The sequence below is a fragment of the Celeribacter ethanolicus genome (assembly GCF_001550095.1).
GTDB classification, from domain to species: Bacteria; Pseudomonadota; Alphaproteobacteria; order Rhodobacterales; family Rhodobacteraceae; genus Celeribacter; species Celeribacter ethanolicus.
The window spans coordinates 1-26350 of sequence record NZ_LRUC01000025.1 but is presented as its reverse complement, the minus strand read 5'-3'; the positions used below and the strand labels follow the sequence as shown (position 1 = coordinate 26350).

At 61.0% G+C, this 26350-nt stretch carries 25 protein-coding genes; 8 read left to right on the top strand and 17 right to left on the bottom strand.

Going from position 1 to position 26350, the window contains the following annotated elements; all coding sequences use genetic code 11:
- Nucleotides 1–2 precede the first annotated feature (2 nt).
- Nucleotides 3–758: an ABC transporter ATP-binding protein gene (locus tag NH195_RS11005; protein ID WP_066706754.1), complete on the bottom strand. Its 756-nt coding sequence runs from the start codon at nucleotides 756–758 to the stop codon at nucleotides 3–5.
- Nucleotides 755–2398, bottom strand: a complete 1644-nt coding sequence (locus NH195_RS11000) for an acyl-CoA synthetase (RefSeq protein ID WP_066706782.1) — start codon at nucleotides 2396–2398, stop codon at nucleotides 755–757. The genes NH195_RS11005 and NH195_RS11000 overlap by 4 nt, the downstream gene beginning before the upstream one ends.
- A gap of 248 nt (nucleotides 2399–2646) precedes the next feature.
- Here NH195_RS11000 and NH195_RS10995 point away from each other — a divergent pair, with 248 nt between their 5' ends.
- On the top strand, nucleotides 2647–4521 hold the full coding sequence (locus NH195_RS10995) for an ATP-binding response regulator (protein ID WP_066706752.1): 1875 nt from the start codon (nucleotides 2647–2649) through the stop codon (nucleotides 4519–4521).
- Between the two features lie 7 nt (nucleotides 4522–4528).
- The gene (locus NH195_RS10990) at nucleotides 4529–5239 is read left to right on the top strand and encodes a response regulator transcription factor (RefSeq protein WP_066706750.1); all 711 of its coding nucleotides are present in this window, start codon (nucleotides 4529–4531) and stop codon (nucleotides 5237–5239) included.
- A 63-nt stretch (nucleotides 5240–5302) separates the two neighbouring features.
- On the opposite strand, the gene NH195_RS10985 is transcribed toward NH195_RS10990, so the two are convergent.
- On the bottom strand, nucleotides 5303–7069 hold the full coding sequence (locus tag NH195_RS10985; RefSeq protein WP_066706745.1) for a PQQ-dependent methanol/ethanol family dehydrogenase: 1767 nt from the start codon (nucleotides 7067–7069) through the stop codon (nucleotides 5303–5305).
- A 230-nt stretch (nucleotides 7070–7299) separates the two neighbouring features.
- Between NH195_RS10985 and NH195_RS10980 the strand changes: the two genes are divergently transcribed.
- Nucleotides 7300–8283 (top strand): ABC transporter substrate-binding protein, encoded by a 984-nt coding sequence (locus NH195_RS10980; protein WP_155846149.1) that lies wholly within the window; start codon nucleotides 7300–7302, stop codon nucleotides 8281–8283.
- Nucleotides 8280–8939 carry an ABC transporter ATP-binding protein gene (locus NH195_RS10975; protein WP_081423893.1) on the top strand — a complete coding sequence of 220 codons (660 nt, stop codon included), beginning with the start codon at nucleotides 8280–8282 and terminating at the stop codon, nucleotides 8937–8939. The genes NH195_RS10980 and NH195_RS10975 overlap by 4 nt, the downstream gene beginning before the upstream one ends.
- A gap of 1 nt (nucleotide 8940) precedes the next feature.
- Here the strand turns inward: NH195_RS10975 and NH195_RS10970 are convergent, their stop codons facing one another.
- The 7 genes from NH195_RS10970 to NH195_RS10940 all read right to left on the bottom strand — a co-directional run bounded on the left by NH195_RS10970 (nucleotide 8941) and on the right by NH195_RS10940 (nucleotide 14219).
- Nucleotides 8941–9327 carry a c-type cytochrome gene (locus tag NH195_RS10970; protein ID WP_066706743.1) on the bottom strand — a complete coding sequence of 129 codons (387 nt, stop codon included), beginning with the start codon at nucleotides 9325–9327 and terminating at the stop codon, nucleotides 8941–8943.
- 127 nt (nucleotides 9328–9454) lie between these two features.
- Complete coding sequence (locus NH195_RS10965) at nucleotides 9455–10018, bottom strand: tetratricopeptide repeat protein (protein WP_066706740.1); 564 nt, start codon at nucleotides 10016–10018, stop codon at nucleotides 9455–9457.
- A 92-nt stretch (nucleotides 10019–10110) separates the two neighbouring features.
- Nucleotides 10111–10902 (bottom strand): ABC transporter permease, encoded by a 792-nt coding sequence (locus NH195_RS10960; protein ID WP_066706737.1) that lies wholly within the window; start codon nucleotides 10900–10902, stop codon nucleotides 10111–10113.
- Nucleotides 10899–11615, bottom strand: coding sequence for an ABC transporter ATP-binding protein (locus NH195_RS10955; protein WP_066706732.1), 717 nt, complete (start codon nucleotides 11613–11615; stop codon nucleotides 10899–10901). Before NH195_RS10955 ends, NH195_RS10960 begins: the two co-directional genes overlap by 4 nt.
- Before the next feature lie 9 nt (nucleotides 11616–11624).
- Entirely contained in the window at nucleotides 11625–12065 is a 441-nt protein-coding gene (locus tag NH195_RS10950; protein WP_066706729.1) for a cupredoxin domain-containing protein, read from the bottom strand.
- Nucleotides 12066–12118: 53 nt separating this feature from the next.
- Complete coding sequence (locus tag NH195_RS10945) at nucleotides 12119–13087, bottom strand: YVTN family beta-propeller repeat protein (RefSeq protein ID WP_066706727.1); 969 nt, start codon at nucleotides 13085–13087, stop codon at nucleotides 12119–12121.
- Complete coding sequence (locus NH195_RS10940) at nucleotides 13071–14219, bottom strand: ABC transporter substrate-binding protein (protein WP_238379746.1); 1149 nt, start codon at nucleotides 14217–14219, stop codon at nucleotides 13071–13073. Before NH195_RS10940 ends, NH195_RS10945 begins: the two co-directional genes overlap by 17 nt.
- Before the next feature lie 180 nt (nucleotides 14220–14399).
- Here NH195_RS10940 and pedF point away from each other — a divergent pair, with 180 nt between their 5' ends.
- Together pedF and NH195_RS10930 are read left to right on the top strand one after the other, a co-directional pair.
- On the top strand, nucleotides 14400–15098 hold the full coding sequence (pedF, locus tag NH195_RS10935) for a cytochrome c-550 PedF (protein WP_081423892.1): 699 nt from the start codon (nucleotides 14400–14402) through the stop codon (nucleotides 15096–15098).
- Between the two features lie 3 nt (nucleotides 15099–15101).
- On the top strand, nucleotides 15102–16004 hold the full coding sequence (locus NH195_RS10930) for a substrate-binding periplasmic protein (protein WP_155846146.1): 903 nt from the start codon (nucleotides 15102–15104) through the stop codon (nucleotides 16002–16004).
- 3 nt (nucleotides 16005–16007) lie between these two features.
- Here NH195_RS10930 and NH195_RS10925 read toward each other — a convergent pair whose 3' ends face one another.
- Together NH195_RS10925 and NH195_RS10920 are read right to left on the bottom strand one after the other, a co-directional pair.
- The gene (locus NH195_RS10925; RefSeq protein WP_066706721.1) at nucleotides 16008–16892 is read right to left on the bottom strand and encodes an FAD:protein FMN transferase; all 885 of its coding nucleotides are present in this window, start codon (nucleotides 16890–16892) and stop codon (nucleotides 16008–16010) included.
- The gene (locus tag NH195_RS10920) at nucleotides 16889–18985 is read right to left on the bottom strand and encodes a 4Fe-4S binding protein (protein ID WP_066706718.1); all 2097 of its coding nucleotides are present in this window, start codon (nucleotides 18983–18985) and stop codon (nucleotides 16889–16891) included. The genes NH195_RS10925 and NH195_RS10920 overlap by 4 nt, the downstream gene beginning before the upstream one ends.
- Before the next feature lie 98 nt (nucleotides 18986–19083).
- Between NH195_RS10920 and NH195_RS10915 the strand changes: the two genes are divergently transcribed.
- The gene (locus tag NH195_RS10915; RefSeq protein ID WP_066706715.1) at nucleotides 19084–19890 is read left to right on the top strand and encodes an ABC transporter permease; all 807 of its coding nucleotides are present in this window, start codon (nucleotides 19084–19086) and stop codon (nucleotides 19888–19890) included.
- Here the strand turns inward: NH195_RS10915 and NH195_RS10910 are convergent.
- From NH195_RS10910 to NH195_RS21180, 4 genes are all read right to left on the bottom strand, one after another.
- Nucleotides 19865–22087, bottom strand: a complete 2223-nt coding sequence (locus NH195_RS10910; protein WP_066706713.1) for a PAS domain-containing hybrid sensor histidine kinase/response regulator — start codon at nucleotides 22085–22087, stop codon at nucleotides 19865–19867. The two genes, NH195_RS10915 and NH195_RS10910, sit on opposite strands and share 26 nt — an antisense overlap.
- Entirely contained in the window at nucleotides 22084–23316 is a 1233-nt protein-coding gene (locus NH195_RS10905) for an FIST N-terminal domain-containing protein (protein ID WP_066706711.1), read from the bottom strand. Before NH195_RS10905 ends, NH195_RS10910 begins: the two co-directional genes overlap by 4 nt.
- Nucleotides 23317–23352: 36 nt before the next feature.
- Nucleotides 23353–24048: a response regulator transcription factor gene (locus NH195_RS10900; protein ID WP_066706705.1), complete on the bottom strand. Its 696-nt coding sequence runs from the start codon at nucleotides 24046–24048 to the stop codon at nucleotides 23353–23355.
- A 138-nt stretch (nucleotides 24049–24186) separates the two neighbouring features.
- Nucleotides 24187–24624 (bottom strand): hypothetical protein, encoded by a 438-nt coding sequence (locus NH195_RS21180; protein ID WP_155846145.1) that lies wholly within the window; start codon nucleotides 24622–24624, stop codon nucleotides 24187–24189.
- Here NH195_RS21180 and NH195_RS10890 point away from each other — a divergent pair.
- Nucleotides 24550–25041 carry an IS66 family transposase gene (locus NH195_RS10890; RefSeq protein WP_238379747.1) on the top strand — a complete coding sequence of 164 codons (492 nt, stop codon included), beginning with the start codon at nucleotides 24550–24552 and terminating at the stop codon, nucleotides 25039–25041. The two genes, NH195_RS21180 and NH195_RS10890, sit on opposite strands and share 75 nt — an antisense overlap.
- Nucleotides 25042–25157: 116 nt before the next feature.
- Here NH195_RS10890 and NH195_RS10885 read toward each other — a convergent pair.
- Nucleotides 25158–26287, bottom strand: a protein-coding gene (locus NH195_RS10885; RefSeq protein ID WP_155846026.1) for an IS3 family transposase whose coding sequence is annotated in 2 segments (ribosomal slippage) — nucleotides 25158–26044 and nucleotides 26044–26287 — 1131 coding nt in all. Because the reading frame shifts where the segments join, the coding sequence is not laid out codon by codon here.
- Nucleotides 26288–26350: the final 63 nt, after the last annotated feature.

The following is a 26350-nucleotide window of genomic DNA, read 5'->3' as shown; positions in this document are numbered from 1 at the left end:
GCTCATGCCGCTTTCCCCATATAGGCTTCCTTGACCCGCGGGTCGGCGGAGACTTCGGCATAGTTGCCCTCGGTCAGGATCGACCCACGTTGCAGCACCGTGATCGTGTCGCAGAGCGTCGAGACCACGCCGAGATTGTGTTCGACCATGAGGATCGTGCGCCCGGCGGAAACCTTGCGGATCAGCTCTGTGACCAGTTCCACATCCTCGCGCCCCATGCCCTGGGTCGGCTCGTCCAGAAGCATCATCTCCGGCTCGGTCGCCAGCGTTGTCGCGATCTCGAGCGCGCGTTTGCGCCCGTATGACATGTCCGCCACCATCGCATCGGCAAAGCGTGACAGGCCAACCATATCGAGCAACTCATCGGCGCGCTCGTTGAGCCGGTTGAGCGTCTTGACCGAGCGCCAGAACTGGAACGACGTCCCCAGCTTGCGTTGCAGCGCCACCCGCACGTTTTCACGCGCCGTCATATGCGGAAACACCGCCGAAATCTGGAACGACCGGATCACGCCCATGCGGGCGATCTCGGCGGGTTTGGCGGCAGTGATGTCGCGCCCGTTGAACCGGATCGAGCCGCTGGTGGGCGTCAGGAATTTGGTCAAGAGGTTGAACACCGTGGTCTTGCCCGCGCCATTCGGGCCGATCAGCGCGTGAATCTCATGACGTTTCACCTTGAGATCGACATGATCGACGGCGGTGAAGCCACGAAACCCCTTGGTCAAACCTTCGGTTTCGAGGATGTAGGGGGACTGGTTCATGCTTCCCCCTCCCTCAGGTTCCGGGCCTGATCGCGCAGGAGGAATTTCTGGATCTTGCCGGTCGAGGTTTTCGGCAGCCGGCCGAAGATGACCGTTTTCGGCGTCTTGAAATGCGCCATGTTCTGGCGGCAAAACGCGATGATCTCGGCCTGGGTGACGCTTTCGCCGGGTTTCAGATCGACAAAGGCACAGGGCGTCTCGCCCCATTTCTCGTCCGGCTTGGCAACGACAGCCGCCTCCATCACGGCAGGGTGTTTGTAGAGCACATCCTCCACCTCAATGGAGGAAATGTTTTCCCCGCCGGAGATGATGATGTCCTTGGAGCGATCCTTGAGTTCGACATAACCGTCGGGGTGCATCACGCCGAGATCGCCCGAGGCGAACCAGCCGCCGGTGAAGGATTTCTGCGTCGCCGAGGGGTTCTTGAGATAACCCTTCATCACGTTGTTGCCGCGCATGAAGATCTCGCCCATGGTCGTGCCATCCGACGGCACAGGCTCAAGCGTCTCTGGGTCGGCGACCATCAGCCCGCTCAGCGCCACATTGCGGACCCCCTGACGGGCTTTCTTGACGGCCTTGTCTTCGACCCCGAGCCCATCCCAGTCGGCTTTCCAAGCACAGACCACCGACGGCCCGTAGGTCTCGGTCAGGCCGTAGACATGGGTGACCTCGATGCCCATGGCTTCCATCTTGGCGATCACGGCAGCGGGCGGCGAAGCGCCTGCGGTCATCACCTTGACCTCGTGCGAGAAGTCCTTGAGCGCATCGGGCGCGTTGGCGAGCATATTCAACACGATCGGCGCGCCGCAGAAATGCGTGACCTTTTCCTCGCGGATCAGCTCGAAAATCGGCTCCGCCCGCACCGCGCGCAGACAGACGCAGACACCAGCATTGGCCGCAATCGTCCACGGGAAACACCAGCCGTTGCAATGGAACATCGGCAGGGTCCAGAGATAGCGCGAATGATGCGCCATGCCCCAGGTGACGATGTTCGACATCGCGTTGAGATGCGCGCCGCGGTGATGGTAGACGACGCCTTTCGGGTTGCCCGTCGTGCCCGAGGTGTAGTTGAGCGAAATCGCGTCCCACTCGTTTTCCGGCGGCTGCCACTGGAACTCCGGGTCGCCTTCGGCCAGCAGCGCCTCATAGCTCAGCGCCCCGATCCGGCGTCCGCCGTCGAAACTCGCGTCCTCGATATCGACGACCAGAACGTCGCTCATCCCGCTCATGTGAAGGGCACGGTCCACCACGTCGGAAAATTCGGGATCGACGAGCACCACCTTGGCCTCGGCATGGGCCAGGATGAAGGCCATCGCCTCCGCATCGAGCCGGGTGTTGATCGTGTTGAGCACTCCGCCCGACATCGGCACGGCGAAATGCGCCTCGAACATCTCCGGGATATTGGCGGCAACAATAGAGACGGTGTCGCCCTTTTTCACGCCACGGCCCTGCAAGGCCGAGGCCGCACGGCGGATCCGATCATAGGTTTCGCCCCAGCCCCGGCGGATATCGCCATAGATCACGGCCGGAAATTCCGGATAGATCTGTGCACTGCGTTCGACGAAAGACAGCGGCGTCAGGGCGTCGTAATTGGCCGCATTCGGGTCAAGCCCGATGGTGTAGATACTTTGAATTGACATGTTTTCCTCCATATCTCATCCACGCCACCTCCTCTGGCGCACATGAGACAGGAGTACCTGCACACAACAGTGTTTCCTAAATTTGCCTGAAATGTATCGAATTGTAACAGTTTCGATTCAGCACTTGGAAAGCGGTCGCATCGGGTCGATGATCGCGACCTGAGCCGGGCATGCCCCGGAACGGGTGTGGGACCATGCAGAAACCGACGACTGTCTACAGAGATATTTTCACGGCAAGCCCGCAGGCAATGGCCATTTTTGACGCAGAGGCGCATTTGCTGGAAACCAATGCCGCGCTGAGCGTCTTCCTGAAAAACCGCACCGTGACGCTCAGACCCGGAATGACATTGTCGGATTTCGTCTCGCCGGATTTCTGGAATGCGCCGGTTCTGCTTCTGGGCGGCTGCGGTCCCGGTTCCGCCACCTGCTCTTATCTGGTCTCCCCGCCGAACGGGCCGAACATCGACCTCCAGATCAGGACCACCGGGCAAGGCGACAGTTTCGTCACCGTGAGCGACGCCTCAGAAGAGGCCGCCGACCGCGACCGGCTGCGCGATCTGATCGCCACACGCACGCAACAGCTCATCGCCAGCGAAGAACGCCTGAGCCTGATCGCCAACGAGGTGCCCGCCGGCATCGCCCATATCGACCGGGATTTCACGATCCTCTACGCCAACAAACGCTTTGCCCGCGCTTACGGCATCACCCCGGCGCAGATGATCGGGAAGAACGCCTATGACGTCCTGCATCCACACACCATGGAGCAATCCTCACGGTTCTTCGAACAGGCGCGGCGCGGCATGCTGGTCGATTTCGAAATGCGCGTCGAACTGCCCAAGCAGAAGTTCAAGGATGTGCGCACCCTGTTGCGCCCGGAAAAACCCTCAAGCGGCGAGGTCATCGGCTTCTATCTCGTCTCGATCGACGTGACCCGGCGCAAGGCCACCATGCGCGCGCTCATGCAATCGCAGAAAATGGATGCGCTCGGGCGCATGGCCAGCGGCATTTCCCACGATTTCAACAATCTCCTGACGGTCATTCTCGGCAATCTCCTGCCGCTGAGCGAACGCCCGGACAGCGCGGATATCACAGAGGAATTCATCATGCCCGCGATCGCCGCCGCGCGGCGCGGCTCGGCGCTCACCAGGCGGCTCGTCTCGCTGGCCCGGCGCGAACAATTCGACGCCAGACCCACGGACATCGGCGAGGCGATCCGGGAAATCTACAGCCTGCTGCAATCCTCGATCCCCAGCACGCTTGCCATCGAACTGCACCAGACCGCCTCCCTGCCCAGCGCGGTTATCGACCGGGCGCAATTCGAAATGGCGCTCCTGAACCTCGTGCTGAATGCCCGCGATGCCACCGGCGGCCGGGGCCGGATCGACATCACGCTGGCCCCCTATGTCCTGCCCGCGACAGAGGCGGAAGTCTCTCGCCTTCCGGCCGGCAATTACGTCAGCCTGTCGATCCGGGACGACGGCTGCGGCATGTCGGAGGATCTGACGGAAAAGATTTTCGAACCCTTCTTCACCTCGAAAACCGGGGGCGGTTCGGGGCTCGGCCTGTCCATGGTCTACGGCTTCGTCGAACAGTCGAACGGCGCGATCTATGTCACCAGCGCCCCGGGTCAGGGCAGCGAGTTCACCATTCTCCTGCCCAGCGTCGATCTGGCACCCGAAGAATACGGCGCCCCGCTTTTGCCGGACATTCCGACCACCGCGCCGCAGGCCCTGCCCGGCAGCGCGCCGGATCGTGGCATCGCCTTGCTGGTCGAGGATGACGCCGACGTGCGCCGCGCGTTGTGTCGCAAGCTCTCGACCACCGGCTTCACGGTGCTCGAGGCAGGCGATGCCGAAGAGGCGCTCGAGGTGCTCGAGCTGATCCAGGGCATCACGGCGGTCATTTCCGACATCGACATGCCCGGGGCAATGAACGGTGTCGAGCTGGCCCACCATCTGGCGGAACGACACCCGGATCTCGATGTCGTTCTGATGAGCGGCAAGCCCGAACATCTCGAACACGACATCTGGCCCACGGACGTGCCCTTTCTGAAGAAACCCTTCACACAGCAAGAACTGCTCGCCTGTTTCGACCACCGGCCCCGCCAGTCTCAGAGGAATTGAAAACCAAATGACCCGCATTTTCCTTCTCGAAGACGATGTCGACATCTGCCGCCTCATTTCGCGGTCCCTGGAAAGCTACAGCGTCACCGTCGAATGTTTCCAGCTTCAGGCGGAGTTCCTGCGCGCCGTGGAACGCAACGCCCCCGATCTGTGCCTGATCGACCTGAGCCTGCCCGATGGCGACGGTCTCAACCTGTTGCGCCACGGCACCCTGCCCGACGACCTGCCGCGGATCATCGTCAGCGGGCGCAGCAGCATTTCCGACCGGATACTGGGGCTGGAGATCGGCGCGGACGATTACATCGTCAAACCTTTCGAACCGCGCGAGATGATCGCCCGCATCCGCGCCGTGTTGCGCCGCAGCGAAGGCACGATGCGGGACAGCGGCGAGCCCCCGGCCCAGACCGTTGCTTTCGGCGACTGGACGGTCGATTTCGATGCCTGCGTGCTGCATCACAAGAGTGGCGATCTGGTGGAGCTGAGTTCTGCGGAAGCGGAACTTCTCCAGGTCTTCGTCAAAGCCCCCGGACGTGTCCTGAGCCGCAACCAGCTTCTGGATGCGACCACGGGCCGTTCCGCCGACCCGTTCGACCGCAGCATGGATGCCCGGATCAGCCGGTTGCGCCGCAAATTGCGCGACGATCCGCGCTCCCCGAAGATCATCCGCACGGTCTATGGGGCGGGATATGTATTCTCCGCCCCCTCTCCCAAGGGCTGAACCAAACGGCGATGCGCCCTGTCCGAAACAGGGCGCATCTGTCATGTGAAAGGCTGATGGCGCTCAGTTCGCCATGGCCAGTTGTTTCGGCAGTTTAAAGGTCCAGACCGTGCCGCCCTGGTTCAGGTAGTTGACCTTTTTGGCCACTTCCCCGCCCCAAAGCGGAACCGCGCCGCCCCAGCCGGAGACGATGGTGACATATTGCTCGCCTTCGAACTCATAGGTCACCGGCTGGCCAACGATGCCGGAGCCGGTCTGGAAGGACCAAAGCTTTTCACCGGTCTCGTCATCCAGCGCGATGAACTCGCCTTCAGGGGTGCCGAAGAACACGAGGCCGCCCGCCGTGGTCATCACACCGCCCCAGAGCGGTGCGTCGTTCTGGAAGTCCCATTTGATGTCGCCGGTTTCCGGCTCAATGGCTTTCAAAGAGCCGATATGGCTTTCAAAGATGGGCTTGATGGTAAAGCCCGCACCAAGATAAGCCGCGCCTTTCTTGTAGGAAATCGGCTCGTTCCAGATGTCCATACCCCATTCGTTCGACGGCACGTAGAACATCCCGGTCTTCTGGCTGTGCGCCATCGGCATCCAGTTTTTGCCCCCCAGGAAGGACGGCACGGAAAACACCATCTGGCCCTTTTCGGCCTCCAAAGGATTGCCTGGACGCGCGTCTTCGACATAGATCGGCCGGCCCGTCTCGTCGATGCCCTCGGCCCAGGTGATGTTGGACACAAACGGCGTCGCATTGACGAAAGCGCCATCTTCACGGTTCAGCACGTAGAAGAACCCGTTGCGGTCGGCGGTCGCGAACCGTTTGTTGCCGTCCTTGTCGGTGAAAGCCACGACCTCGTTCACCCCGTCAAAGTCCCAGCCCTCGCGCGGCGTGGTCTGGAAATGCCATTTGATCTCGCCGGTGGCCGGGTCGATGCCCAGACGCGAGGCGGCATAGAGGTTGTCGCCTTTGTTGCCTTCGGTCGGCGTGCCGGCATTGCGCAGATGCGAGTTCCACGGCGCCGGGTTGCCGGTGCCAAAGACCAAAGTGTCGGTATCGGCATCATAAGAGCCGCCAAGCCATGTGGCGCCGCCGCCGGTTTTCCACATATCGCCCGGCCAGGTGGCATTGAGCGTGCCGGTCATGGTGCTTTCTTCGCCATTGAGCGTGCCCATATGGCCCTCGATCACCGGACGGGTCCACACGAGATCGCCGGTCTCCGCGTCACGGGCCTGCACCTCGCCGACGATGCCGAATTCGCCGCCGGAGTTGCCGGTGATCACCAGCCCGTTCACGATCAGCGGCGCCGCCGTGTAGGAATATCCCTCTTTATAATCGGCGATTTTCTTGTTCCATTTCACATCGCCGGTCTTCAGATCGAGCGCCACGATGCGCGCGTCCAGCGTGCCGAAATAGATGTTGTCGCCGTAAATCGCCCCACCGCGGTTGATCACATCACAACACGGCAGAATGCCTTCGGGCAGACGTGCGTCATACTGCCAAAGCTCCTCGCCGGTTTTCAGATCAATCGCATACATCCGCGAATAGGACCCGGTGACATACATGACCCCGTCATAGATCAGCGGTTGGGTTTCCTGACCGCGCTGTTTTTCACCGCCAAAGCTGAACGCCCAGGCCGGGAAAAGATTTTCGATGTTGTCCTTATTGAGCGTATCGAGCGGCGAATAACGCTGAAGATCGCGCCCCATGCCGTTGGTCAACACATCGCCCGGCGTGGTGGCGTCGTTCAAAAGGTCTTCCTCGGTGACCCCGGCAACGGCCCCGCCCGCAAGCCCAAAGCTCATGATGGCCGCCGTCGCAGCCGTTACAAACCTGTTCATTTTGTTCCTCCCATAGAAATCAAGGCACGATCCTCCGAGCTGGACAGGCGCGAAGGACAGGGCTCATACCCCGCAATGATCGGCATGCGGAGGCATCACGCATATTGGCCATTGGTCGTAGGCCCCCTGCGACCTGTCCTTTTCAACAGGTTTTCAAACCGCTCCTGTGCTTTGGTCGTATTTCGCGGTCTCCCGGCCGGGCCTAGACTCAAAATCAGGGAGGACTGCACATGATGAAATTCACCAAAGGGCTGGCCGCTCTGGCGGCGGCGATGTCACTCACGGGCGCTCTGGCCGCCAAGGCCGAAGATCTGCCGACGCTCAAGGCCGCGCTTTACATGTCCGGCACCGTGGCCTGGGAGGTCGACACCATCCGCCACAACGGCTTTGACACCGCACAGGGTTTTACCTTGGAGCCGATGGATGTCGCAGGCGCCGCCGCCTCGCGCGTAGCCCTTGCCGCGGGCGAAGTCGATATGATCGTGGCCGATTGGCTCTGGGTCGCCGCCCAACGCGCCGAGGGCAAGGACTATGTGTTCCTCCCCTATTCCAAGGCCGTCGGCGGGCTCTACGTGCCGAAAGACAGCCCTGCGCAAACCCTTGCGGACCTAAAAGGCGGCAAGATCGGTATCGCGGGCGGACCCAATGACAAAAGCTGGCTGATCCTGCGCGCCTATGCCGAACAGATGACGGGTCAGGACCTCGCCGCTGAGACCGAGCAGGTGTTCGGCGCGCCGCCGCTGATCTTCAAATCCGCGCTCTCGGGTGAGCTGGAGGGCGCGATCAATTTCTGGCATTTCGGCGCCAAGATGGAAGCCTCCGGCATGCGGCTTCTGGCCTCCACCTCTGAGGCCGCTCTGGCTCTGGGCCTCAACCCAGACACGCCGCTTTTGGGCTATGTGGTGCGGGGCGAGGTGTTGGCCGAACATCCCGAACTGGTCAAAGGTCTGGCCGCCGCCTCGCGGCAAGCCAAGGTGCTTTTGGCCACAGATGACGCGGCCTGGGAGCGGTTGCGCGAGCGGATGAATGTCAAAAACGACGCGCAATTCGAGGCCATGAAAGCCGGTTGGATCGCGGGCATTCCCGCCGAAGGTCCGGTCTCCGAAGAAGATGCATCCAAGATGCTTGCTCTCATGGCCAAACTCGGCGGCGAGGAACTGGTCGGCCAAGCGACCACCCTGCCCGCAGGCACCTTCTATGATCCGGCCTCATGAGACATGACCTGTCGATCCTCTCGGACGGGTCTGAGGCGGCTTTCCCTGTGAAGGCCGCCTTGCTGCACCTCGATCTGCGCTCTGTTTCCGCCGGCGGCGCGCAGATTTTAGGCCCCGTAAAGCTCGACATCCGTGCGGGCGAAACCGTTGCGCTGACCGGCCCGTCAGGGGTTGGCAAAACCACGTTACTTCGGGTCATCTCCGGGCTGCACCGCGACTATGAGGGCGAGATCACCCGCCCGCCCCGGCTGTCGGCTGTGTTTCAAAGTCCGACGCTTTTGCCCTGGCGCAAGGCGTGGCAGAACCTCACCCTGACCACCGGGATTTCCAAGGCAGAGGCGCTCGACTGGCTCGCCGCCGTCGGCCTCTCTGATCATGCCGATCAATTCCCCGAACAGATGTCTTTAGGCCAACAACGTCGCCTCGCGCTGGCCCGCGCTTTTGCGGCCATGCCCGATCTGTTGCTGATGGACGAGGCCTTTGTGTCGCTCGACGCCACTTTGGCCGATGAGATGATGCAGCTGTTCGAGACTCTGCGCGCGCAGCACGGCACGACGACGCTCTTAGTCACTCACGACCGTACGGAGGCCGCGCGGCTGGCGGATCGGGTGTTGTGCCTCGACGGCTGCCCTGCCACGCTCCGCGCCACCGCTTAAATCACTCGGAAATCGAGGCCAGATAGGTGACGATGAAATCCTGCACCGTCGGATCACTCACGCCCACGTGGCGCATTTTCGTCCCCGGAACGAGCGCGTCATTATCCTCCATCCAGGCCCGGATCGCGCCTTTGGTCCAGACGAAACCAGCATTGGCCAATGCCTCGGAATAGGGGTAGCCCTCGAACGTCCCCGCCTGGCGCCCCACGACGCCGGTCAAAAGCGGGCCATAGCTCGCGCGGTCGGCATCGACGGCGTGGCAGCGGTGGCATTCCTTGTCGAAGAACTCGGCCCCTGCGGCGGTTTTGATGGCATCGTATTCGCCCGCAAAGGCGACAGTTGCAAAGAGTGCCGGGATCAAAGCGGCGGCGAAATATTTGGGTTTCATCGAGTCTCTCCTAAGCGACTGTTTGAAGTATCATTGCGCGAGAGCCTCCTCCAAAGGGTTGACCTGCCTCAAGAAAAGCCCCCGACATTGGTCGAGGGCTCTCTACGACTTTGGTCGTAATTTCGCGTCAAAACAGGTTGAGATAGCGCCATTCATCGGCGTCGGGCGTCACCTCGTCGAGGTCGTACTCCGCGCGCTGCAACCGCTGCGCCACGGCCAGGCCTTCGTCCGCCGCCTCATCCACAAGCGCGCGGCCCGCCGCCTCGTCCCGCGGCACGCCCCAGCCGCGCATCAGGTCCAGTCCGTGGTTGAACTTGCCCACCGGATCGCCCGCCTCTGCCGCCTTGCGGTTCCACTCGGCTGCGGCCTCCAGATCCTGTGGCCCGCCCAGCCCGTTGTCATCGAGCTGGCTCATCCAGGTCATCGCCCCGGTCCAGCCCGCGTCCGCACAGTTGGAAAACAGCTCGCGCGCCAATTCGTGGCGTCCGGATTTCGTGATCAGATAGCCCTGAGAACAGATCACCATCCCCGTGTCGCCCTCGCGGATGTTCTCCATCACCTGCGCCATCGACATCTCATGCGGGTTGAGCGTGCCCTGCTCGTCGACATGGGTGTCGGGGCCAAGCTCCATCGGTAGGTCTTCCGCGAAGAGCGGTGCGGCGAAGGCCATCGCGAACCAAATACGCTTCATATGACAGTCCTCCCGAAGGCGATCATGCCAGAGACGGCCTCGATGCCGAATGAGACAAAGGTCCAAGCCCCCCTGCGACCAAAGTCGCAAGTTCAGAACTTGCGCCCGATCATCCGTTTCGCTGGGTCATAGCCCCAAAGCGCCAGCGCCATAAAAGCAATCGACGCCCCCACACAAACGCCCCAAGCCAGCGGATTGGGCGTCAGATAGAGCGCAAACCTTATGCTCTCTACCCCGTAAGAGAAGGGATTGAGGCGACATATCCATTCCAAAAGTGCAGAAGCCTCCGCCATTTTCCAGAGCGGATAGAGCGCGGTGGAGAGGAAGAACATCGGAAAGATGACGAAATTCATCACGCCTGCGAAATTCTCCAACTGTTTGATTGTGGACGACAAAGCGATGCCAAGGGCGCCGACCATGAGGGCGGTGAGAAACAGCGCCGGCAGGATCGTGACATAGCCCAGAGGCGCAAATGTGATGCCGTAGAGCGCGCAAATGGCGAGGAAGGCATAGGCCTGAAGCACCGAAATCAGCGCCCCTGCGATCAGCTTGCAACTCAACAACCACCAGCGCGGCAGAGGGGCCGTGAGCAACAGCCGCATCGTCCCCATCTCGCGGTCCATCACCAGAGAGAGCGAGGATTGCATGCCATTGAACAGCAAAATCATGCCGCAGAGCCCCGGCACGATGTAGGTCTCATAGGAGATATAGGTCTGATACGGCGGCGTGATCGAGAGGCCCAGAGCGGCACGAAAGCCTGCCGCGAAGACAAAGAGCCACACCAGCGGCCGCACCAGCGCCGCCAGCATCCGCGCGCGCTGGCCCAGAAAGCGCAGCGCCTCGCGGAGGCAGATCACCCAGAGTGCGGCCAAGGCATGTCTCATGCGCCCTCGCTCTCGGTCAGTCTCAGGAAATGTTCCGTCAAAGCCACGCCTGTGACGGGCACCTCGCCCTGCTCCAACACACGGCCTTGATGCAAGACCACAAGTTGATCACCCGACCAAATCTCATCGGTCAAATGCGTCGCCCAAAGCACCGCCAGACCGGTATCTCGCGCCAGCCCGTGCACATGCGCAACCAGATCGCTGCGGGTCTGCGCGTCGAGCCCCACGGTCGGCTCGTCCAATAGCAACACCTCAGGGCGATGCATCAGCGCGCGGGCGATCTCCAGCCGCCGCCGGTGCCCGCCATTGAGGTCCCGCACCCGTTCGCGCGCGCGTTCCTCCATGCCCAAACGGTTCAAAGCCTCGGAGGCTGCACTCCGTGCCACGCGACCTGTGATGCCATGAAGCCCCGCAAAATAGAGCATATTGCGCCACACGGAGAGATCGAGATCGAGCGTCGGCTGTTGAAACACCACACCGGTTTTCGAAAGCGCCCGGAGCGGATCGCGGGACACGTCATGCCCCGCCATCTCAATCCGCCCGGTGCGAGGCGTGAACAACCGCGTTAAAAGCCCGAAAAGCGTCGATTTCCCCGCCCCGTTTGGGCCCAAAAGCGCGCAAAACTGACCCGGTGCAACCGAAAAGCTCACGCCATCCAGCGCGCGTTTCGCGCCCCAGTCGTGGGTGATATTTTCGACGTTTAACCCGGTCATTCGCCTGCCTTATTCAATCGTGATCTCCAACCGTTGCAGATCGCCCGAAGATTGCGGCACGCGCAGCTCGTAGCGCCCCGGTTTGATCGCGACGAAACCGATTTCCATCGTGCCCGCCTCGTCGAATTCGACGCTGTCGATGCCCAAAGGCCGAATTTCCAGCCCTTCGATCACGATCTCATCGATCCAGATCGCGCGAAAGAACCCCGCCCCTTCGAGCGCCAGTTCCTGCGAGCCATCGGCCTCGATCTCGATCTCGTAATAGGTGCCGGATTTGAGCTTGAGCGGTGCTTCGGCCAAGGGCTGCCCGGCGGAGAGTGTAATCGGCGGTAGGTCTTCGGAATTGGTTGCCGACAGGATGCCTGCGAGGCCGAATTCGGGGGCATCATCGTCATCAGCAAAAGCGGATGTGGCGGCGAGAAGCGCAGCGGCAATGAGTGCGTAACGCATGTAATATTCCTCTATATTAGATACTTAAGGGCGCATGGCTGCGCCCACTATGTTCATGGGCGCACGGCTGCGCCCCAGGGAAACCGCCCCACCTTGATGGTCTTGACCGGCTTGCGGGAGGCAACATCAATCACCGTCACGTCCCCGCTCACCCCATTGGTGGTGAAGAGCTGGCTGTGATCCGGCGAAAAGGCCATGTGCCAGACCCGGCGCCCGACGAGGATGTAAGCCTCGACCTCAAGCGTCTCGGTGTTCACAACGGCGACATGGTTCGCGGGGCCAAGGGCGACAAAAGCGGTCTTGTGATCCGGTGTCAGTTCGAAGCCCACGGGTTGGATAAGATCGGGGTGCACGCCCTGAATTTCAAAGTGAATCTTGCCCGTCTCGCTTTGGTCCGCCGTGTCGAACACCGTGATCGTGCCGCCAATCTCGGACGAGACCCAAAGCTCGGTCCCCTCCTTGACAAATTCCGCATGACGGGGCCGCGCATCGACCAGCGTGTTGGCGTAAATCTTATGCGTGCCCGTGTCGATCCAATGCGCCATATTCGTCGTCTCCGACGTGGTGATCACCGTCTTGCCATCGGGCGAGACCGCCATGCCTTCGGGCTCGATGCCGACGTTGATCTGGGCCACCACTTTGCGCGTCTCGACATCGACAACCGTGGTCACCGCGTCGTCCTCATTGGCGATCCACAGATGCCGGTCATCCGGGTGCAGCACGAATTGCTCCGGATCCTCGCCCGAGGGCAAATCGTGTAGAATTTCGCCCGTCTCCGGGTCCATCACCTGCACCGCATCGCTGTCGGAGGCGCAGATATAGAGCCGCGTGTGATCCGAATTAAAGGTGATGCCGCGCGGGCGTTCGCCGACCTCGATCGTGCGCACGACCTCCAAAGTGTCGATGTCGATCACCGAGAGCGTGTCGTCTTTTTCATTGCTGACCCAAATCTCGGAGGCGGTCGCGGGCAAAGCGAACGCGAGCGCCAAAAGACTGGCAGAGATCTTAGTTTTCAAAAGCATGGCAGTCACTTTCCATCTGATCCAACCCCAAAGTGTCGAGCGGATTTCGCGCATGTTCGAACCCGTCCGGCGGGGCCGAGGCCACCTGCGCATGGGCGTTCACCACCGGGATCGGTTGGCGCATCTGGCCGTTCCAGGTGCGAAAACTCAAAGGCCTGCCCTGAAAGGCCGCCAGTTCAAATCCGTCGGACAAAATATAGTCGCGCAGCACGTCGGGCTCCGCCGATCCGGTCCGCGTCACCGCCTCGCCAATCACCCGCACGGCGGCCCAGGCGGCGTAATCCTCCGCCGTCATGTCGCGCTGTGTCAGGTCCTCGAACCGGCTCTGCAACTGCGCCGCGCCCCATTGTTCGACGACGGGCGCCCAGGCCTCCGCCACCAGCCCCACGGCACCCGCGACCGGGCGCGGCTCCCATGTGTTGTGTTCGATGTAGCGGGCGAAATCGTCATGTGCGTCGGCGACCAGCACCACGTCATGCGCTTTGAAATCTTGCGTGAACAACGGCACCTCGCGGGCGGCGGCGCGCCGCAGATCGGTGTCAAAGGTCCAGCTCGCTTCGGAGACAATCTTGAGCCCAAATTTCCACGCCGCATCGCGATAGCTTTGCGCCAGCGCCGCGTCCTCCGCGCTTGGCCCCTCGATCAGCGCCAGTTTGGTCCAGCGTTTTCCCATCAAAACCTGCATCAAGGCATCCGCCTCCATGCCCAGCTCCGGCACGGTGTGAAACAGGTTGGCCCGGCAATCCGCACTGCGCAGCGCCGGGGTCTTTTCCGAGACATTGAAGACCAAAGCCGCCTGCGCGACAGGCAGATCCGCCACTTGCAACAGGGCCTCGTCGTCCATGTCGAGCAGCACAAGATCATGGCCCGCGAGCATTGCCTGCGCCGCTGCGGTCACATCCCCTTCTGGCGGCACGGACACAACATCCATCGTATAATGATGCCCCAGAAACCCGCCCGTCGTCTGATTGTCTTTGAGCGCCAGTTCCGCGCCTTCGATGCCACGCGCGGGCGGGATCGGATCGAGCCCCGACAAGACCGGGCGCGACGGGGTCTCCAACCGCAGATAGCCGATTGAAATGTCGATCTCCTCCGCCCGAACCGAGGCTGGCATCGCAGAGACGAAGGCCATAAGCCCTATGACACACCACGTCCTTGTCATCATCGTCCTCCCTCCAAGAAACCCTATGCCGCGCACCGTTGGAGGCGAACCACGACCAAAGTCGCATGCCCATTCGGACAGTGGCACCAAGGTCTAATGGCGCGCGCCTTCGCGGCAGAGATATTCATGGGAAAACGATGGGAGGACCCAATGAAAAACGCTGTAAAACGCACCGCCTTGCTCACCGCACTAACCACAACGCTGGCCGCCGCAGTTGCCACCGCCGCCTTCGCCCATGGCGATGTGACCCCGCAGCCGGTGAACACCGACGCCTTGCCCGATGTGGGCGAAGAATGGTTGACCGAAAACCCCTACCGTGCGGAGGAAGCGGGCGAAGAGGTCTGGCTCAAGGCCATCGAGATCGGCTCCTCGGGGTTCAACCAGAACTGTGCCCGCTGCCACGGGCTTGGCGCGGTGTCGGGCGGTCTGGCCCCCGATCTGCGCTATCTCGAAGCCGAGGAATACGGCGACGAATGGTTTGTCGAGCGGTTCCAGCTCGGCATGACCCAAAACGGCATCACCAAGATGCCTGCTTTCGGGGAGCTTCTGGGCCAGAAAGCCGCCTGGGCGATCCGCACCTATATCGAAACCCGCCCCGACGATGGCGCGCTCGACGATCACATGACGCGTCTCATCGAAATTCGCGACCACCTTCTGGCCGGTGACGTCGACAACCCGACCGGAGTACAGGAAGAGCTTGCCAGCATCGCCGCCGAGGTCGAAACTGGCTCCGGCGCGCCGGTCGCCGACAGCGTGGCGTTTGAGGCCGCGCGCAATATGACCGACGATCCTGCGACGTGGAAACACACCGCCGATCTTCTGACGGTGGGCCTCTCTGCGGCGGAGTGAACCATGCGCCGTCACATCACATCGGGCCCTCTCGTGGCCCTGCTCGCCGGTCTCGCTTTCGCGGGACCGGCTTTCGCGCGCTGTGAGGACTATGTTCCCGGCCCGAAACCGCAAAACACCTTCGCGCAGGATGTCGGCCGCGCGTTCGACCGCATCATAGACGAGGGCTGGATCGAGTTCGCCCTCTACGAAGACTTCCCGCCCTGGTCCTATGAAGAGGGCGGCAAGGCCAAAGGCATCGACGTCGAAATCGGCCGGATCATCGCCGAAGATCTTGGGGTCACGCCCCGCTTTCGCCTCGTGCAGGCCGACGAAACCCTCGACGCGGATCTGCGCAACTACGTCTGGAAAGGCGCCACAGTAGGCGGGCGCGTCTCTGACGTCATGCTGCATGTGCCCTATGACAGCGAGTTGACCTGTCGCATCGAACAGGTTGTTTTCACGGGACAATATGCGGGAGAGGCCTTGGCCATCGGCTACAGCGAGGCCGACTATCCCGATGCCAAACCGACGCCTGCCTACTTTCGATTCGACACGGTAGCAGTGGAAAACGACAGCCTGTCGGATTTCTACCTGACCTCTGTCGGACGCGGCGCCATCGGGGACGCGATCCATCGCTACCGCTCTTCGGACGCCGCCGTCGCGGGCATGACTTCGGGCGAAACCATGGCCGTCATGGCGCCTTTGGCGGTGATCGAGGCAGGGCTGGAAGAGGGGTTCGGCGTGCATCAACCTCCCCTGCCCGGTCTGGTGCGCAACAGCTGGACCGTGGGCGTCGCCGTCAACCAACAGCACCGCGATCTGGGCTATGCCGTCGATTACGCGATTGAAAAAGCGCTGGCGGATGGGCGGATCGAAGCCATTTTTGTCGAACATGGCCTGAGCTTTCTGCCGCCCGAGCGCTGAGCGTCACAGAGAGCTCAGATTGCCCGCGCCATCCACAAGGTACACCCGAGACAGGCCGAGCTTTCGCTTGGCCGTCTCTATGTCTGAGCGCGACATCAGGCAAAAGGCGGTCGAGGCTGCATCCGCCAGCGCCGCTTGGCCCGCGCCTTTTGCGAGTACGGTCACGGTCGACCACAGCGCTTTTCCACCTTTGGGGTGCAGAATATGCGTCTCGCCGCCCACCCTCATCGCGCTTGGGCTGGAACTCGCCATCGCGCCCGCGCTCAGATGTAGCGCGCCCAGACGCCCGGCTTCGGGGTCGACAAGCCCCAACCGAAACGGCCCACCCAAAGCGGCAAATTCCCCCATATTGATCAGCGCTTCGCCATAGCCACGGGCCGCCAGAAGAGCGGCGATCCGATCCGTGGCATAACCTTGCGCGATGCCGTTGAAACTGAGTTTTTGACCTGCACCCAGTTTGACATGATCGGCCTCAAGCATGACCCGATCCAGACCGATCAGATCGTGCGCTGCCAGGACATCTTCACCCTGTGCCAAAGCCTCCCAGAGCGGCTGGATTGTTGGATCGAACAGACCGCCCGTCACGGCATGAACCCGGTGTGACAGCTGCAAAATCTCGCGCATCTCCGGTGACAGAGTCCCCTTCCCACGCGCATTGAGGCGCGACAAATCGGAGGCCGGATCATAAAGCGAAAAGCGCCGCTCCAAGGCACGGATTTCCGCAATCACCGCTTGCAAATCCGCCTCGACAAGCCCGTGCGCTCCACGCAGATCGAGCGAAACCTCCGCGCCGAAGGCATAGCCCCGCCAACGCCCCGTCGCGGCCCATGCGGGTGTCGCCAAAGCACAGGCTGAAAGCGTGATAAACCGACGTCGAGAAAGTCTCATGCGGCACGCTCCTGAGGTTTGCCCTGACGTTTCGCCGCCAAGATCAGAGGCACGCATTGGGTCGGATCGTCATGGATTTTAACGCAGTCAAGACATTGGAAACATTCATCATATTGGATTTCTCCGGTCTTCTTGATTGCCCCGTAGCGGCATTTGACACGGCAGAGCTGACACGGGCTGCCGCACTCTTTGCGGCGCGCGATCCAGTCGCGGCCTCTGAGCAGGCCTCCAATCGCCATGACAGCGCCCAAGGGGCAGACATAGCGGCAGAAGCCTTTGAAAAAGATCACACTCGTGGCCAAGAGGAACAGCGCATAGGCCACATAATACCATTCACGCTGGAAATAGACCGTGACAGCGGTTTTGAACGGCTCGATCTCGGCGGCTTTTTCGGCGTGGTCCGGGGCCACGAAAGCCATCGCGATCAACCCCGCCAGCGCGACGTATTTCCCTTTCTTGAGCCGACGATCCCAGAGCGGCGTCGCCTCGCGTTGGCGCAGCCCCAATGCCTTTCCGACATGATGCAACACCTCCTGCATCGCGCCGAACGGACAAAGCCAACCGCAAAACAGCCCCCGCCCCCAAAGCACGAAGCCAAGGAGACTCACCGCCCAGATCATCAGCGAAAACGGGTCATACAACAACACCGACAGACTGCCATCCCCCACGGCGGCGCGCAGCACGGCGAGCACCGTCACGATGGACAATTGCCCCTGTCCCCACCAACCGATGAACCCGATCACCACGCAAAGGATGCCAAGCCGCAGCGCGGTGAAATGACGTTGTGCCGCAAAGCGATGCATCAAGGGGCCGACGAGCACCAAAAGCGTGGTCAGGAACAGCGCCAGAGCGATCAGGTCGGCCTTGCGATTGAACGCCGCCTCAAGCCAGCCGGGCAGCGGTTTGTGGACCTCGGGCACGCTATAAAACCGCTCCGGCGCTTTGTAAGCCAGTTCGAAATGCGTGTCGCCGATCTGCGGCTGGAACATGCCGTGTTCACGCACGGCTTGCACTTTCAGACCCCACTCCGAAATCGGATCGAACCCCAGCCGCCGGTCGGCGCGCAGGATCATCGCAGTCTCGGGTTCGGGCACATCGGGCGCAAGTTCGACCCAGATGTCAGCATCGCGCAGCGCCACGGGAAAGCCGCCCTGCTCCGCCGACAGCCGATCCGGCGCGGTGTTGCGCACGAAGTCATCAGACACCAACCCGTGTCGCCCATAGTCCATGACCAAAAAAGGCTCGGCCTCGGGCGAGACCTCGAGAAAGCGCTGCACCTCCTCGAAGGTGCCGGGGGACAGGACCGCCCGCGCCACCGAGGGCGCGCCGATGTCAATCAGCCAGAGATCGAGATAGCGGCCCTCCGGGTCGGCCTTTGCCTCGGGATCGTCACTGGCCCAAATCGTACCGGCAAAACCAGCATCCAGCTCAGCGTTGGTGACGAAGAGGCGCCGCGCGATGCCTTGGTCCACGAGATCGGCCCAACTCAGCGCCTCATTGACGTCCGCATCGGGGCGCGCGGGCGTGGATGTCGCCAGCCCCTGCATCTTGTCGCGGACCACGATCAGCGTGGCAGCAAGGATACTTTCATGCGCGATTCGCACGCTGGCCGTGGCCTTCGTGACGCCGTCGAGATAGACAAGATCGGACCCGCCGCCGCCAGCGCCATAAGGCACGCCGACGACCAGGCTTTGGGTGATCGAGAGACCAGGATATTGCGCCAGAAACTCGCGAAACGGCGCCTCGCCAAGACCCGACACAAAGACCGGCTCATATTGCGACAGCAAGCGCACGTCGATAAAGATTCCAGATTTATCCAACAGAACCAGGGCGTTGATCGGCTTACCTGAGAAGCCGGGCAAAGGCGCGAGAGGGCCGGTTTCGAAGACATAGCCCACTTCGGCGCCGCCGGAATTCAAAAGCTGATAGACGCCCCGCTCGTCGATGCCTTCGCCCAAGGCGTAAGGCGGGACAATCAATTTCGCGATCTCGTCGCGTGGCAAAGGCTCCGGCCCGGCGGCGGCGACCGACAGGGGAAAAAAGTTGAGCACGATCCAAATCAGCGCCCGAAGTGAGACAATGAGCCTGCGCATCTGATCACGCTAACAATGCCCGCGCGCGCGACGAATACGACCAAAGTCCAGCACGCCCTGCGACCCGCCCCGCGCTACAGTCAATTCGGGAGGACTTAATGCAAAAAACGCGGATCACGTCAGTAAGATATACGGTGCTGTCCTTGGGCGGGCTGGTCGCGCTCTGGGCCTTTGCGGCCTGGCTCACAGCCGACCCGGATATCCTGCCCTCGCCCTTGGCGGTCATGACGGTGTTGCTCGATCTGATCGCCAAAGGCACGCTCTGGCCGCAGATGCAGGCGACGCTCACCCGCGTGATCCTGTCCTTTTCCGCCGCCATGGTGCTGGGCACCGCACTTGGGATTTTGCTCGGCCTGTCGCCGCGTCTCAATCGCTTGTTCGACCCTTGGGTGACGGTATTTCTGAACCTTCCGGCGCTGGTGGTGATCGTGCTCTGTTATCTCTGGATCGGTCTTAATGAGGTGGCCGCGATCACTGCCGTCACGCTCAACAAGCTGGCGCAGGTGACGGTGACGCTCAGAGATGGCACGGGGGCGCGGGACTGGCGGCTCGACGAGATGGCGCAGAGCTTTCAGATGCCTCGGGCGACCTATCTGCGCCATGTCGTTCTGCCGCAGCTTGCGCCCTATCTGGCCATCGCGGGACGCAACGGTTTGGCGATGATCTGGAAGATCGTGCTCGTGGTGGAATTTCTAGGCCGTTCCAATGGGATAGGCTTCAAAATTCATCTGCATTTTCAAAACTTTCAAACCGCCTATGTGCTGGCCTATGCGCTTAGTTTCGTGGCCGTGATGCTGGTGATCGAGATTGCGGTGATCCAGCCGTGGGAACGTGCCGCGGGTCGGTGGCGGGGCACTGCGGAGGGCGATGCCGACGGCCTCACCCCTCGTCCTGCGGTGCCATGACAAAGCGCTCAAGGTCCTGTGGCGCGATGGGTTTGTAAAGGATTTTGACGCCCGCCCCCGCGCTGTGCTGCACCACCTCGAGCGAACGGTTTGCCGTCACCAGACGCGCCGGAATGGCGCCGTAGAGATCGCGCATCTGGCGGATCACCTCTATGCCGTCCATGCCCTCGCCGAGCTGGTAATCGACCAGCATGAGATCGGGCACCACATCCAGCTCGGCCACCAGAGACAGCGCCTCCTCGCCGTTTTCCACCGCCACCACCGCAAGCCCCCATTTTTCGAGCAAGAGCGTCATGGCGCGGCGTACATCGGCGTCGTTTTCCACCAAAAGCGCGATCAGCCCAAAGGCCTGATCCGGCGCTGACGGGGTCGCTTGAAAGCTCGTGATATTTTGCGCCGCCAGATGCCGGGTCACGGCAAGGTCGATGCCGAACACTGTGCCCTTGCCCAGCTCACTGTGCAGATGGATCGGATGCCCCAATTGCGCACAGGCCCGGTCGACGATGGCGAGCCCAAGCCCCATGCCGACAGAGGCCGAGGCCGAGGTGCCAAGTCGATGAAATTCCTGAAAAATCGCCTGTTGCGAGGCTTCGGGAATACCGGGTCCGGTGTCGCGCACCTCAAGACGCACACGCCCGTTCGGCTTGTGCCGTGCGCCCACCAAAACCCGGCCCTCCTCGGTGTAGCGAATCGCGTTGGACATCAGGTTCTGCAAAATCCGCCGCAAATAAGTCGGGTCGCTTTCGACGATCTTATCGGTGCGCACCACGCGCAAGTCGATCCCCTTGGCGCGCGCGGCAGGCAGATATTCCTCACGCAACTGCATCAGCATCGGCGCCAAAGGCACAGGCATGATGTCGAGCGCCTTGCGCCCGGCTTCGAGTTTGGAAATATCGAGCAGCGCGGAGAGAATGTTTTCCACACTGGCCAGCGCGTTTTGCGCCTTGGCCAGCGTCTCCTGCGCCAGCGGGCTGGTCACATCGTCCTCGGCGGAGGCGACAAACAGCTTGGCGGCGGACAGGGGTTGCAACAGGTCGTGACTGGCGGCGGCGACAAAGCGCGAGCGCGCGGCATTGGCGCGTTCCGCCCGGCCCAGCGCGTCCTCGAGATCCAGCGTCCGGCTCATCACCCGCGCCTCCAGCGTCTCGTTGGTGCGAGTCAGTTCCTCCATCGCCCGCCGTTCGGCGGTCACATCGGTGACGGACATCACGAAACCGCCATCCGGCAGATCCTCGGCAGAGACCACCAAAACCCGATGATCGACATGTTTGAGCTCAAAAGTGATCGGCACACGCGGCGCCTGACCATAGACCCAAGCCATCAGCGCCTCAGCCGTCATCCCGTCGCTCAGGGTCAAGGCCGTCTCGGTGCGCTGATACATCGTGTCGAACCGCGCGCCGATCCGCATGAGCGACATCTGCAGGCCCATCAGATAGCCCAAGCGTTGATTGAACCCCGCCAGCCGCGCGTCCTTGTCAAAGATGCACACGCCCAAGGAAACGTGCTCCAAAGTGGCGTGGATCATCTGGGCCTGATCGTCCAGCATCCGCCCGCGCGTTTCGCGTTCGGCATGCACCAGATCGGAGACATCGGTCTGCAAGATCACCGTGCCATCGTCAGGCGTGCGATGTTCGGAAATCTGGACCCAACGGTCGCCCTCGACATGGATGTTGAACACCACATGCCGGTCCTTGTGCCGCTCGACCCGACGCTCGGCCCAGGCATAGGCGGTGTCCGTTTCGGTCAGATCGAGATGCTTGGACCTGCCGACCAATTCGGCATAATTTGAAAAGCTGATCCCCTCATGAAGCGCGGCGCGCACATCCGGCAGAAAGCTCGCGAAGCGCGAATTATACATGACCAGCACATCGTCCGAATCGAACAGGGCAAAGCCGTCCTGCACCGTCTCGATCGCATTGGCGAGGTTGCGCCGCGCGGTATCGAGATCGCGGTTGGCCTCGGCCAGACGCGCGTTCGAGACATTGAGCAGATCGAGCGCATATTCCAGATCGACAGTGCGTTGCCGAACCTGCTCCTCGAACATGGCGGCGCGCTGAAACTGAGCGTAGGCGGCGCTGTGTTCATTCGAGCGCTGCTCGGTCTGGCTCATCAACACATCGACGATTTTCAACAGCTTCTCACGAGACCGCTCCGGGCTGTCCTCCGGGTTCAGGACGAAATCGGACGGGCGTGTCATCTTGGCGTCCCCTCTGCGGGCGTGGAGCCCGAACAGGCTGTCAATTCGCTCTCCACCATCTCCGTGCCCGGCGGATAGATCGCCACGCCGGTGAAGGTCTGGTTGACATGAATTGCACCGATCTGTTCGCCATAGGTGGAGAACCCGCGCACCTTGTATTTCTGCAAAAGGGCGGAAACCTCGGCCTTCCTCTGGGTTTGCTCCGCCTCGACCCGGCGAAAGATGCAATCGAAGGCCAGAACCATCTCAGGCGCCGCGGGGCGTGACAGGGTGTCGAGCGTGTTGGTGAGATGGCCCACGATGTCCTTGGGTTCGGCCAAGGTCAGCACCAGCCCCTGATCAATTGCGGCAAAAAAGGACATATCGCCATTGGGTTCCACCGCTTTGATCGCCCGCACATGGTGTTTGCCGCCGACCTGCACCACCAGGGGGTTCGCCGCGAACACCCGGTCGTTCAAAAGCGCCGGGTCCTGACCGATCAGCCGCGCATATTCCATCGCGGCGGGTTCGGCGTTGATCTCCTTGACGACACGCGAGTCCGGCTCCGCCTCGGTCACGACCATACGCTTTTCGGTGACCTGAAGATGATCGCAAGAAAACACCCGCACCGGACAATGGGTGCGGAAAAACGTCAGCATCGCCGCGTTTTCGGTGATCTGGCGACCATTGAGCAAGAAGGTTTCCTTGAACCGCACCCCGTCGCCGGCTGAGCCACCGAACAGAGGCACCGGCCCCAGCCCCGAGGACAGTGCGGCCGTCAAGGCATCTTCGCGCTCGGACAGCCCGTCGACCAGCAGCATCGCGAATTCATGTTCGAAATGCGGATAGCGCTGCGACAGGAGTTGCCGCGTCCGGATCAAGCCACTCATCAGGTCCTGCGACAGGCAGGACTTGAGATCGGGCACGAGGATGGTTTCCACCCCGAAATGTTCGACCGGAAAGCCGACCGCAACGATCTTGTCCTCGTCATAGCCGCATGAGGTCAATTCGCCCGCGGTCGAACAGCCCATCACCCGTCCCCAAGGCACCTCGGCCTTGATCTGGCGTGCCAGAGCCACGCGGTCCACACTTGGCGCGATGAACATCAGGACGATGGAAAACGGTCCCTGTCCCAAGCCCTTGACGAGTTTGCGAATGGCATCGGGGTCTTGCGCCTCCACCTCGGCGGAGCGCACCACAGGTGTACCTGCACCAAATCCCGCACCGAAAGCTGCGCCCGGTCGTATCATCCTGTCCTCCATCCCTGTCCCAAGGGTGGCGGAAAGTCAGGTGTCAGGCAAGAGGCTGTTGAAATTCGCTTCCTGCGCGATGAGCACGGCCTGGGTGCGGCTCTGCACGCCCAGCTTGCGCATGATCGCGGTCACATGCGCCTTGACCGTGGTTTCGGCGATGGACAGCTCATAGGCGATCTGCTTGTTCATCTGACCCTCGCAGATCAGTTGCAGGATCCGGGCCTGTTGCCGGGTCAGATGCGACAGCCGGATCAGCGCATCCTCGCCCGCACTCAGTGGCATGTTGGCCTCGCTGTCCGCAAAGGCCCCTTCCGGTGTATAGATCTCGCCGTTGGCGATATGTTCGAAAGCCTTGCGAAAGACATCCCGTGGCGAGTGTTTCGGGACAAATCCGGCAGCCCCCACCCGGATGGCGGAGCGCACCACCCTGGGTTCGGCCATGGAAGAGACGATCACCACCGGAGTTTTCGGGCACAGCTTGATCAACCGCACCAGGCCATCGAGGCCGTTGACGTCGGGCAGGTTCAGATCCAGGAGGATCACATCCGGTTTCCCCCCGGCGTCCAGCGCCGCAAGTGCATCTTCCAGCGTCCCGGCAGTTTGCACCGCCTCGATCCCAAGCCCGACTTTCAACGTCATCGACAAGGCATCGCAAAACAGCGGGTGATCATCGATGACCAGAGCGTTCTGCAGGGCACCTTCGACGCGAATAGAGGGCTTGTTGTTCATCTGAAACCCTTTTTTCCAGTTGTTTCCTATCCAGCCTAGCAGAGACGCGCCCGCCCTGACATTGCCGAAAGGTCTATATTTGAGGCCGCCTCCGGTGTCCGTTCCCGATGGATCGCATCACGACGACAAGAACGAAAATCAGAGTAGATGGAGACGTTTGCAGAAAGCATCGGCGTCATAACGCAGGAGGTTTTCAATCTGGGCGACGGCTCGACTGATTGGCACGAGACCCTTAGAGCGTTGGCGTGCCGGAACACCCTTGAAGAGATTGAGGAAGCCTTCGGCCGCAAGCTTGGCTTCGCGGCGCGCTCTTATGTTTTGAGCATTCGCGATGAGATGGAGGAGTAGCGGGATGCGCTCGATCCCGCTGCTGGCCGTCAACGCGACGGATGTCTTTGATGAGATTACCGCCGCCAAACGCCAAACGCGTCGGCGACGTATGCCCGACGAAATTTCACAGACGAATACGAGTTCAACAAAACGCCAGACGCAAAAACGGTCATTCAAATTATTGCCGAGCTCTATGAAGAGGAAGCGAAAATCCGGGGCAAGCCGCCCCTGATCCGCGCGACGCATCGGCGACAATTCTCGGTTCCCATTCTGGATCGCTTAAAAGCATTCTTGATTGCGCATGCTGACCGCCATCTTTCTAAGAACAAGATGGGGCAAGCGATCCGCTATGTGCTGAGACAGTGGTGTGATCTGACACGTTTTGTCGATGATGGGCGGATCGACCTCGACACCAATGCGGTCGAACGCATGTTCAAGCCGACCATTCTGCTGCGGAAAAATGCCTTGTTTCTCGGCAGTGATGAGGGGGCAGAAGCATGGGGAATTCACAGTTCGATCATCGAAACTTGTAAACTCAATGCGGTGAATGCAGAGCCCTATTTGAAATGGGTCTTCGACCAGATCGCGATGAAACTTCCTCGCTCTGAATATGAGAAACTACTGCCATGGAACGCTCCACCTGAGTCTCGGATCAAGCGCTAAATCTTTTGAGGGCGGCAAAACTGCCGCCCTTTTTTTCGAATCTGTAGTAACTGTCTAGAGTTTCGGGTTGATGCAAATTGGACCTGTCCCGTTTTCGTGCCGCCCCATGTGCTCGTTTAAGCCACTTTCCGTTCGAATGCGACGGGGCTTTTCCAGCCTAGTGCTGAGTGGCGTCGTCGCGGATTGTAAAACCCGTTGATGTATTCAAAGATCGCCACTTCAGCTTGCCGCCGCGTTTCCCATGACTTGCGCCAGATCAGTTCGGCTTTGATGGTTTTGAAGAACGTTTCGACAGCAGCATTGTCGTAGCAATTGCCCTTGCCGCTCATCGACACCTTGAAGCCATGCTGGCGCAGAAGCTTCTGATAGTCATGTGAACAATATTGCGACCCGCGATCCGTATGATGAATGCAGCCTTTGGGCGGCGCCCGGAAAGCTATGGCCATGTTCAATGCTCGGATCGCTAAGTCGCGTTTCATGCGATTGCTGACTGCCCAGCCGATCACCCGCCGAGAATGCAGGTCAAGAATAACAGCCAGGTAGAGCCATCCTTCTCGCGTCCAGACATAGCTGATGTCGCCCGCCCACTTCTGGTTCGGTTGATCGGCGTGGAAGTCCCGGTTCAGCAGGTTTGGCCCGATGTTGAACGCATGGTTGCTGTCCGTCGTGACCTTGTATTTCTTCGATCTTTCGACCCGGATGCCGTTCTCGCGCATCAAGCGGCCCACACGGCGATGACCGACGTCCAGACCGATCTCCTTCAACTCTTCGGTCATTCGCGGCCTGCCGTAGCTACCAAGGCTCAGGCGGGACTGTTCTTTGATGTGTGCAAGCGTGACCATATCAGATCGTTGTCTGCGACTGGCAGGGCGACTACGGAAGGCCCGCAAGCCACGTGTGCTGACGCCAACGACACTGCATAAACGGTTGGCTGGAAAATGGTTCCTGTGTTCCTCGACAAACCTAAATCTCATTGCTTTAGGCCCGCGAAGAACTGGGTGGCCTTTTTTAGGATTTCCCTCTCCTCCTTGAGAAGCCGGATCTCTCGTCGAAGCCGCTCATTCTCTTTGGCGAGGTCTAAATCCTCTTGTGAAACCACCTTCGTGTCTCGGTGTGCTGTGATCCATTTGTTCAGCGTCGACATGCCAACGCCCAGATCATCAGCCACCTGCTTGCGCGTCAACCCGCTGGTCAGCGCAATACGCACTGCATCTTGGCGAAATTCGTCCGTCCGTTTCAGTCCCATAGTCAGTCTCCTTTGTTCCAGTAAAGGCTATCAAAGGAGCGGCATCAAACCGTGACACGTCCA

What these genes read in the sequence shown, in the direction of transcription:
- NH195_RS10905 (WP_066706711.1), bottom strand. Translation starts at nt 23,316, where the DNA reads ATGATACGACCGGGCGCAGCTTTCGGTGCGGGATTTGGTGCAGGTACA.
- NH195_RS10990 (WP_066706750.1), top strand. Translation starts at nt 4,529, where the DNA reads ATGACCCGCATTTTCCTTCTCGAAGACGATGTCGACATCTGCCGCCTC.
- NH195_RS10975 (WP_081423893.1), top strand. Translation starts at nt 8,280, where the DNA reads ATGAGACATGACCTGTCGATCCTCTCGGACGGGTCTGAGGCGGCTTTC.
- NH195_RS10940 (WP_238379746.1), bottom strand. Translation starts at nt 14,219, where the DNA reads ATGGCCTTCGTCTCTGCGATGCCAGCCTCGGTTCGGGCGGAGGAGATC.
- NH195_RS10920 (WP_066706718.1), bottom strand. Translation starts at nt 18,985, where the DNA reads ATGCGCAGGCTCATTGTCTCACTTCGGGCGCTGATTTGGATCGTGCTC.
- NH195_RS10950 (WP_066706729.1), bottom strand. Translation starts at nt 12,065, where the DNA reads ATGCGTTACGCACTCATTGCCGCTGCGCTTCTCGCCGCCACATCCGCT.
- NH195_RS10970 (WP_066706743.1), bottom strand. Translation starts at nt 9,327, where the DNA reads ATGAAACCCAAATATTTCGCCGCCGCTTTGATCCCGGCACTCTTTGCA.
- NH195_RS10965 (WP_066706740.1), bottom strand. Translation starts at nt 10,018, where the DNA reads ATGAAGCGTATTTGGTTCGCGATGGCCTTCGCCGCACCGCTCTTCGCG.
- NH195_RS10910 (WP_066706713.1), bottom strand. Translation starts at nt 22,087, where the DNA reads ATGACACGCCCGTCCGATTTCGTCCTGAACCCGGAGGACAGCCCGGAG.
- NH195_RS10995 (WP_066706752.1), top strand. Translation starts at nt 2,647, where the DNA reads ATGGCCATTTTTGACGCAGAGGCGCATTTGCTGGAAACCAATGCCGCG.
- NH195_RS11000 (WP_066706782.1), bottom strand. Translation starts at nt 2,398, where the DNA reads ATGTCAATTCAAAGTATCTACACCATCGGGCTTGACCCGAATGCGGCC.
- NH195_RS10985 (WP_066706745.1), bottom strand. Translation starts at nt 7,069, where the DNA reads ATGAACAGGTTTGTAACGGCTGCGACGGCGGCCATCATGAGCTTTGGG.
- NH195_RS10955 (WP_066706732.1), bottom strand. Translation starts at nt 11,615, where the DNA reads ATGACCGGGTTAAACGTCGAAAATATCACCCACGACTGGGGCGCGAAA.
- NH195_RS21180 (WP_155846145.1), bottom strand. Translation starts at nt 24,624, where the DNA reads ATGCGTCGCGCGGATCAGGGGCGGCTTGCCCCGGATTTTCGCTTCCTC.
- NH195_RS10980 (WP_155846149.1), top strand. Translation starts at nt 7,300, where the DNA reads ATGATGAAATTCACCAAAGGGCTGGCCGCTCTGGCGGCGGCGATGTCA.
- pedF (WP_081423892.1), top strand. Translation starts at nt 14,400, where the DNA reads ATGAAAAACGCTGTAAAACGCACCGCCTTGCTCACCGCACTAACCACA.
- NH195_RS10925 (WP_066706721.1), bottom strand. Translation starts at nt 16,892, where the DNA reads ATGAGACTTTCTCGACGTCGGTTTATCACGCTTTCAGCCTGTGCTTTG.
- NH195_RS10915 (WP_066706715.1), top strand. Translation starts at nt 19,084, where the DNA reads ATGCAAAAAACGCGGATCACGTCAGTAAGATATACGGTGCTGTCCTTG.
- NH195_RS11005 (WP_066706754.1), bottom strand. Translation starts at nt 758, where the DNA reads ATGAACCAGTCCCCCTACATCCTCGAAACCGAAGGTTTGACCAAGGGG.
- NH195_RS10900 (WP_066706705.1), bottom strand. Translation starts at nt 24,048, where the DNA reads ATGAACAACAAGCCCTCTATTCGCGTCGAAGGTGCCCTGCAGAACGCT.
- NH195_RS10945 (WP_066706727.1), bottom strand. Translation starts at nt 13,087, where the DNA reads ATGCTTTTGAAAACTAAGATCTCTGCCAGTCTTTTGGCGCTCGCGTTC.
- NH195_RS10960 (WP_066706737.1), bottom strand. Translation starts at nt 10,902, where the DNA reads ATGAGACATGCCTTGGCCGCACTCTGGGTGATCTGCCTCCGCGAGGCG.
- NH195_RS10930 (WP_155846146.1), top strand. Translation starts at nt 15,102, where the DNA reads ATGCGCCGTCACATCACATCGGGCCCTCTCGTGGCCCTGCTCGCCGGT.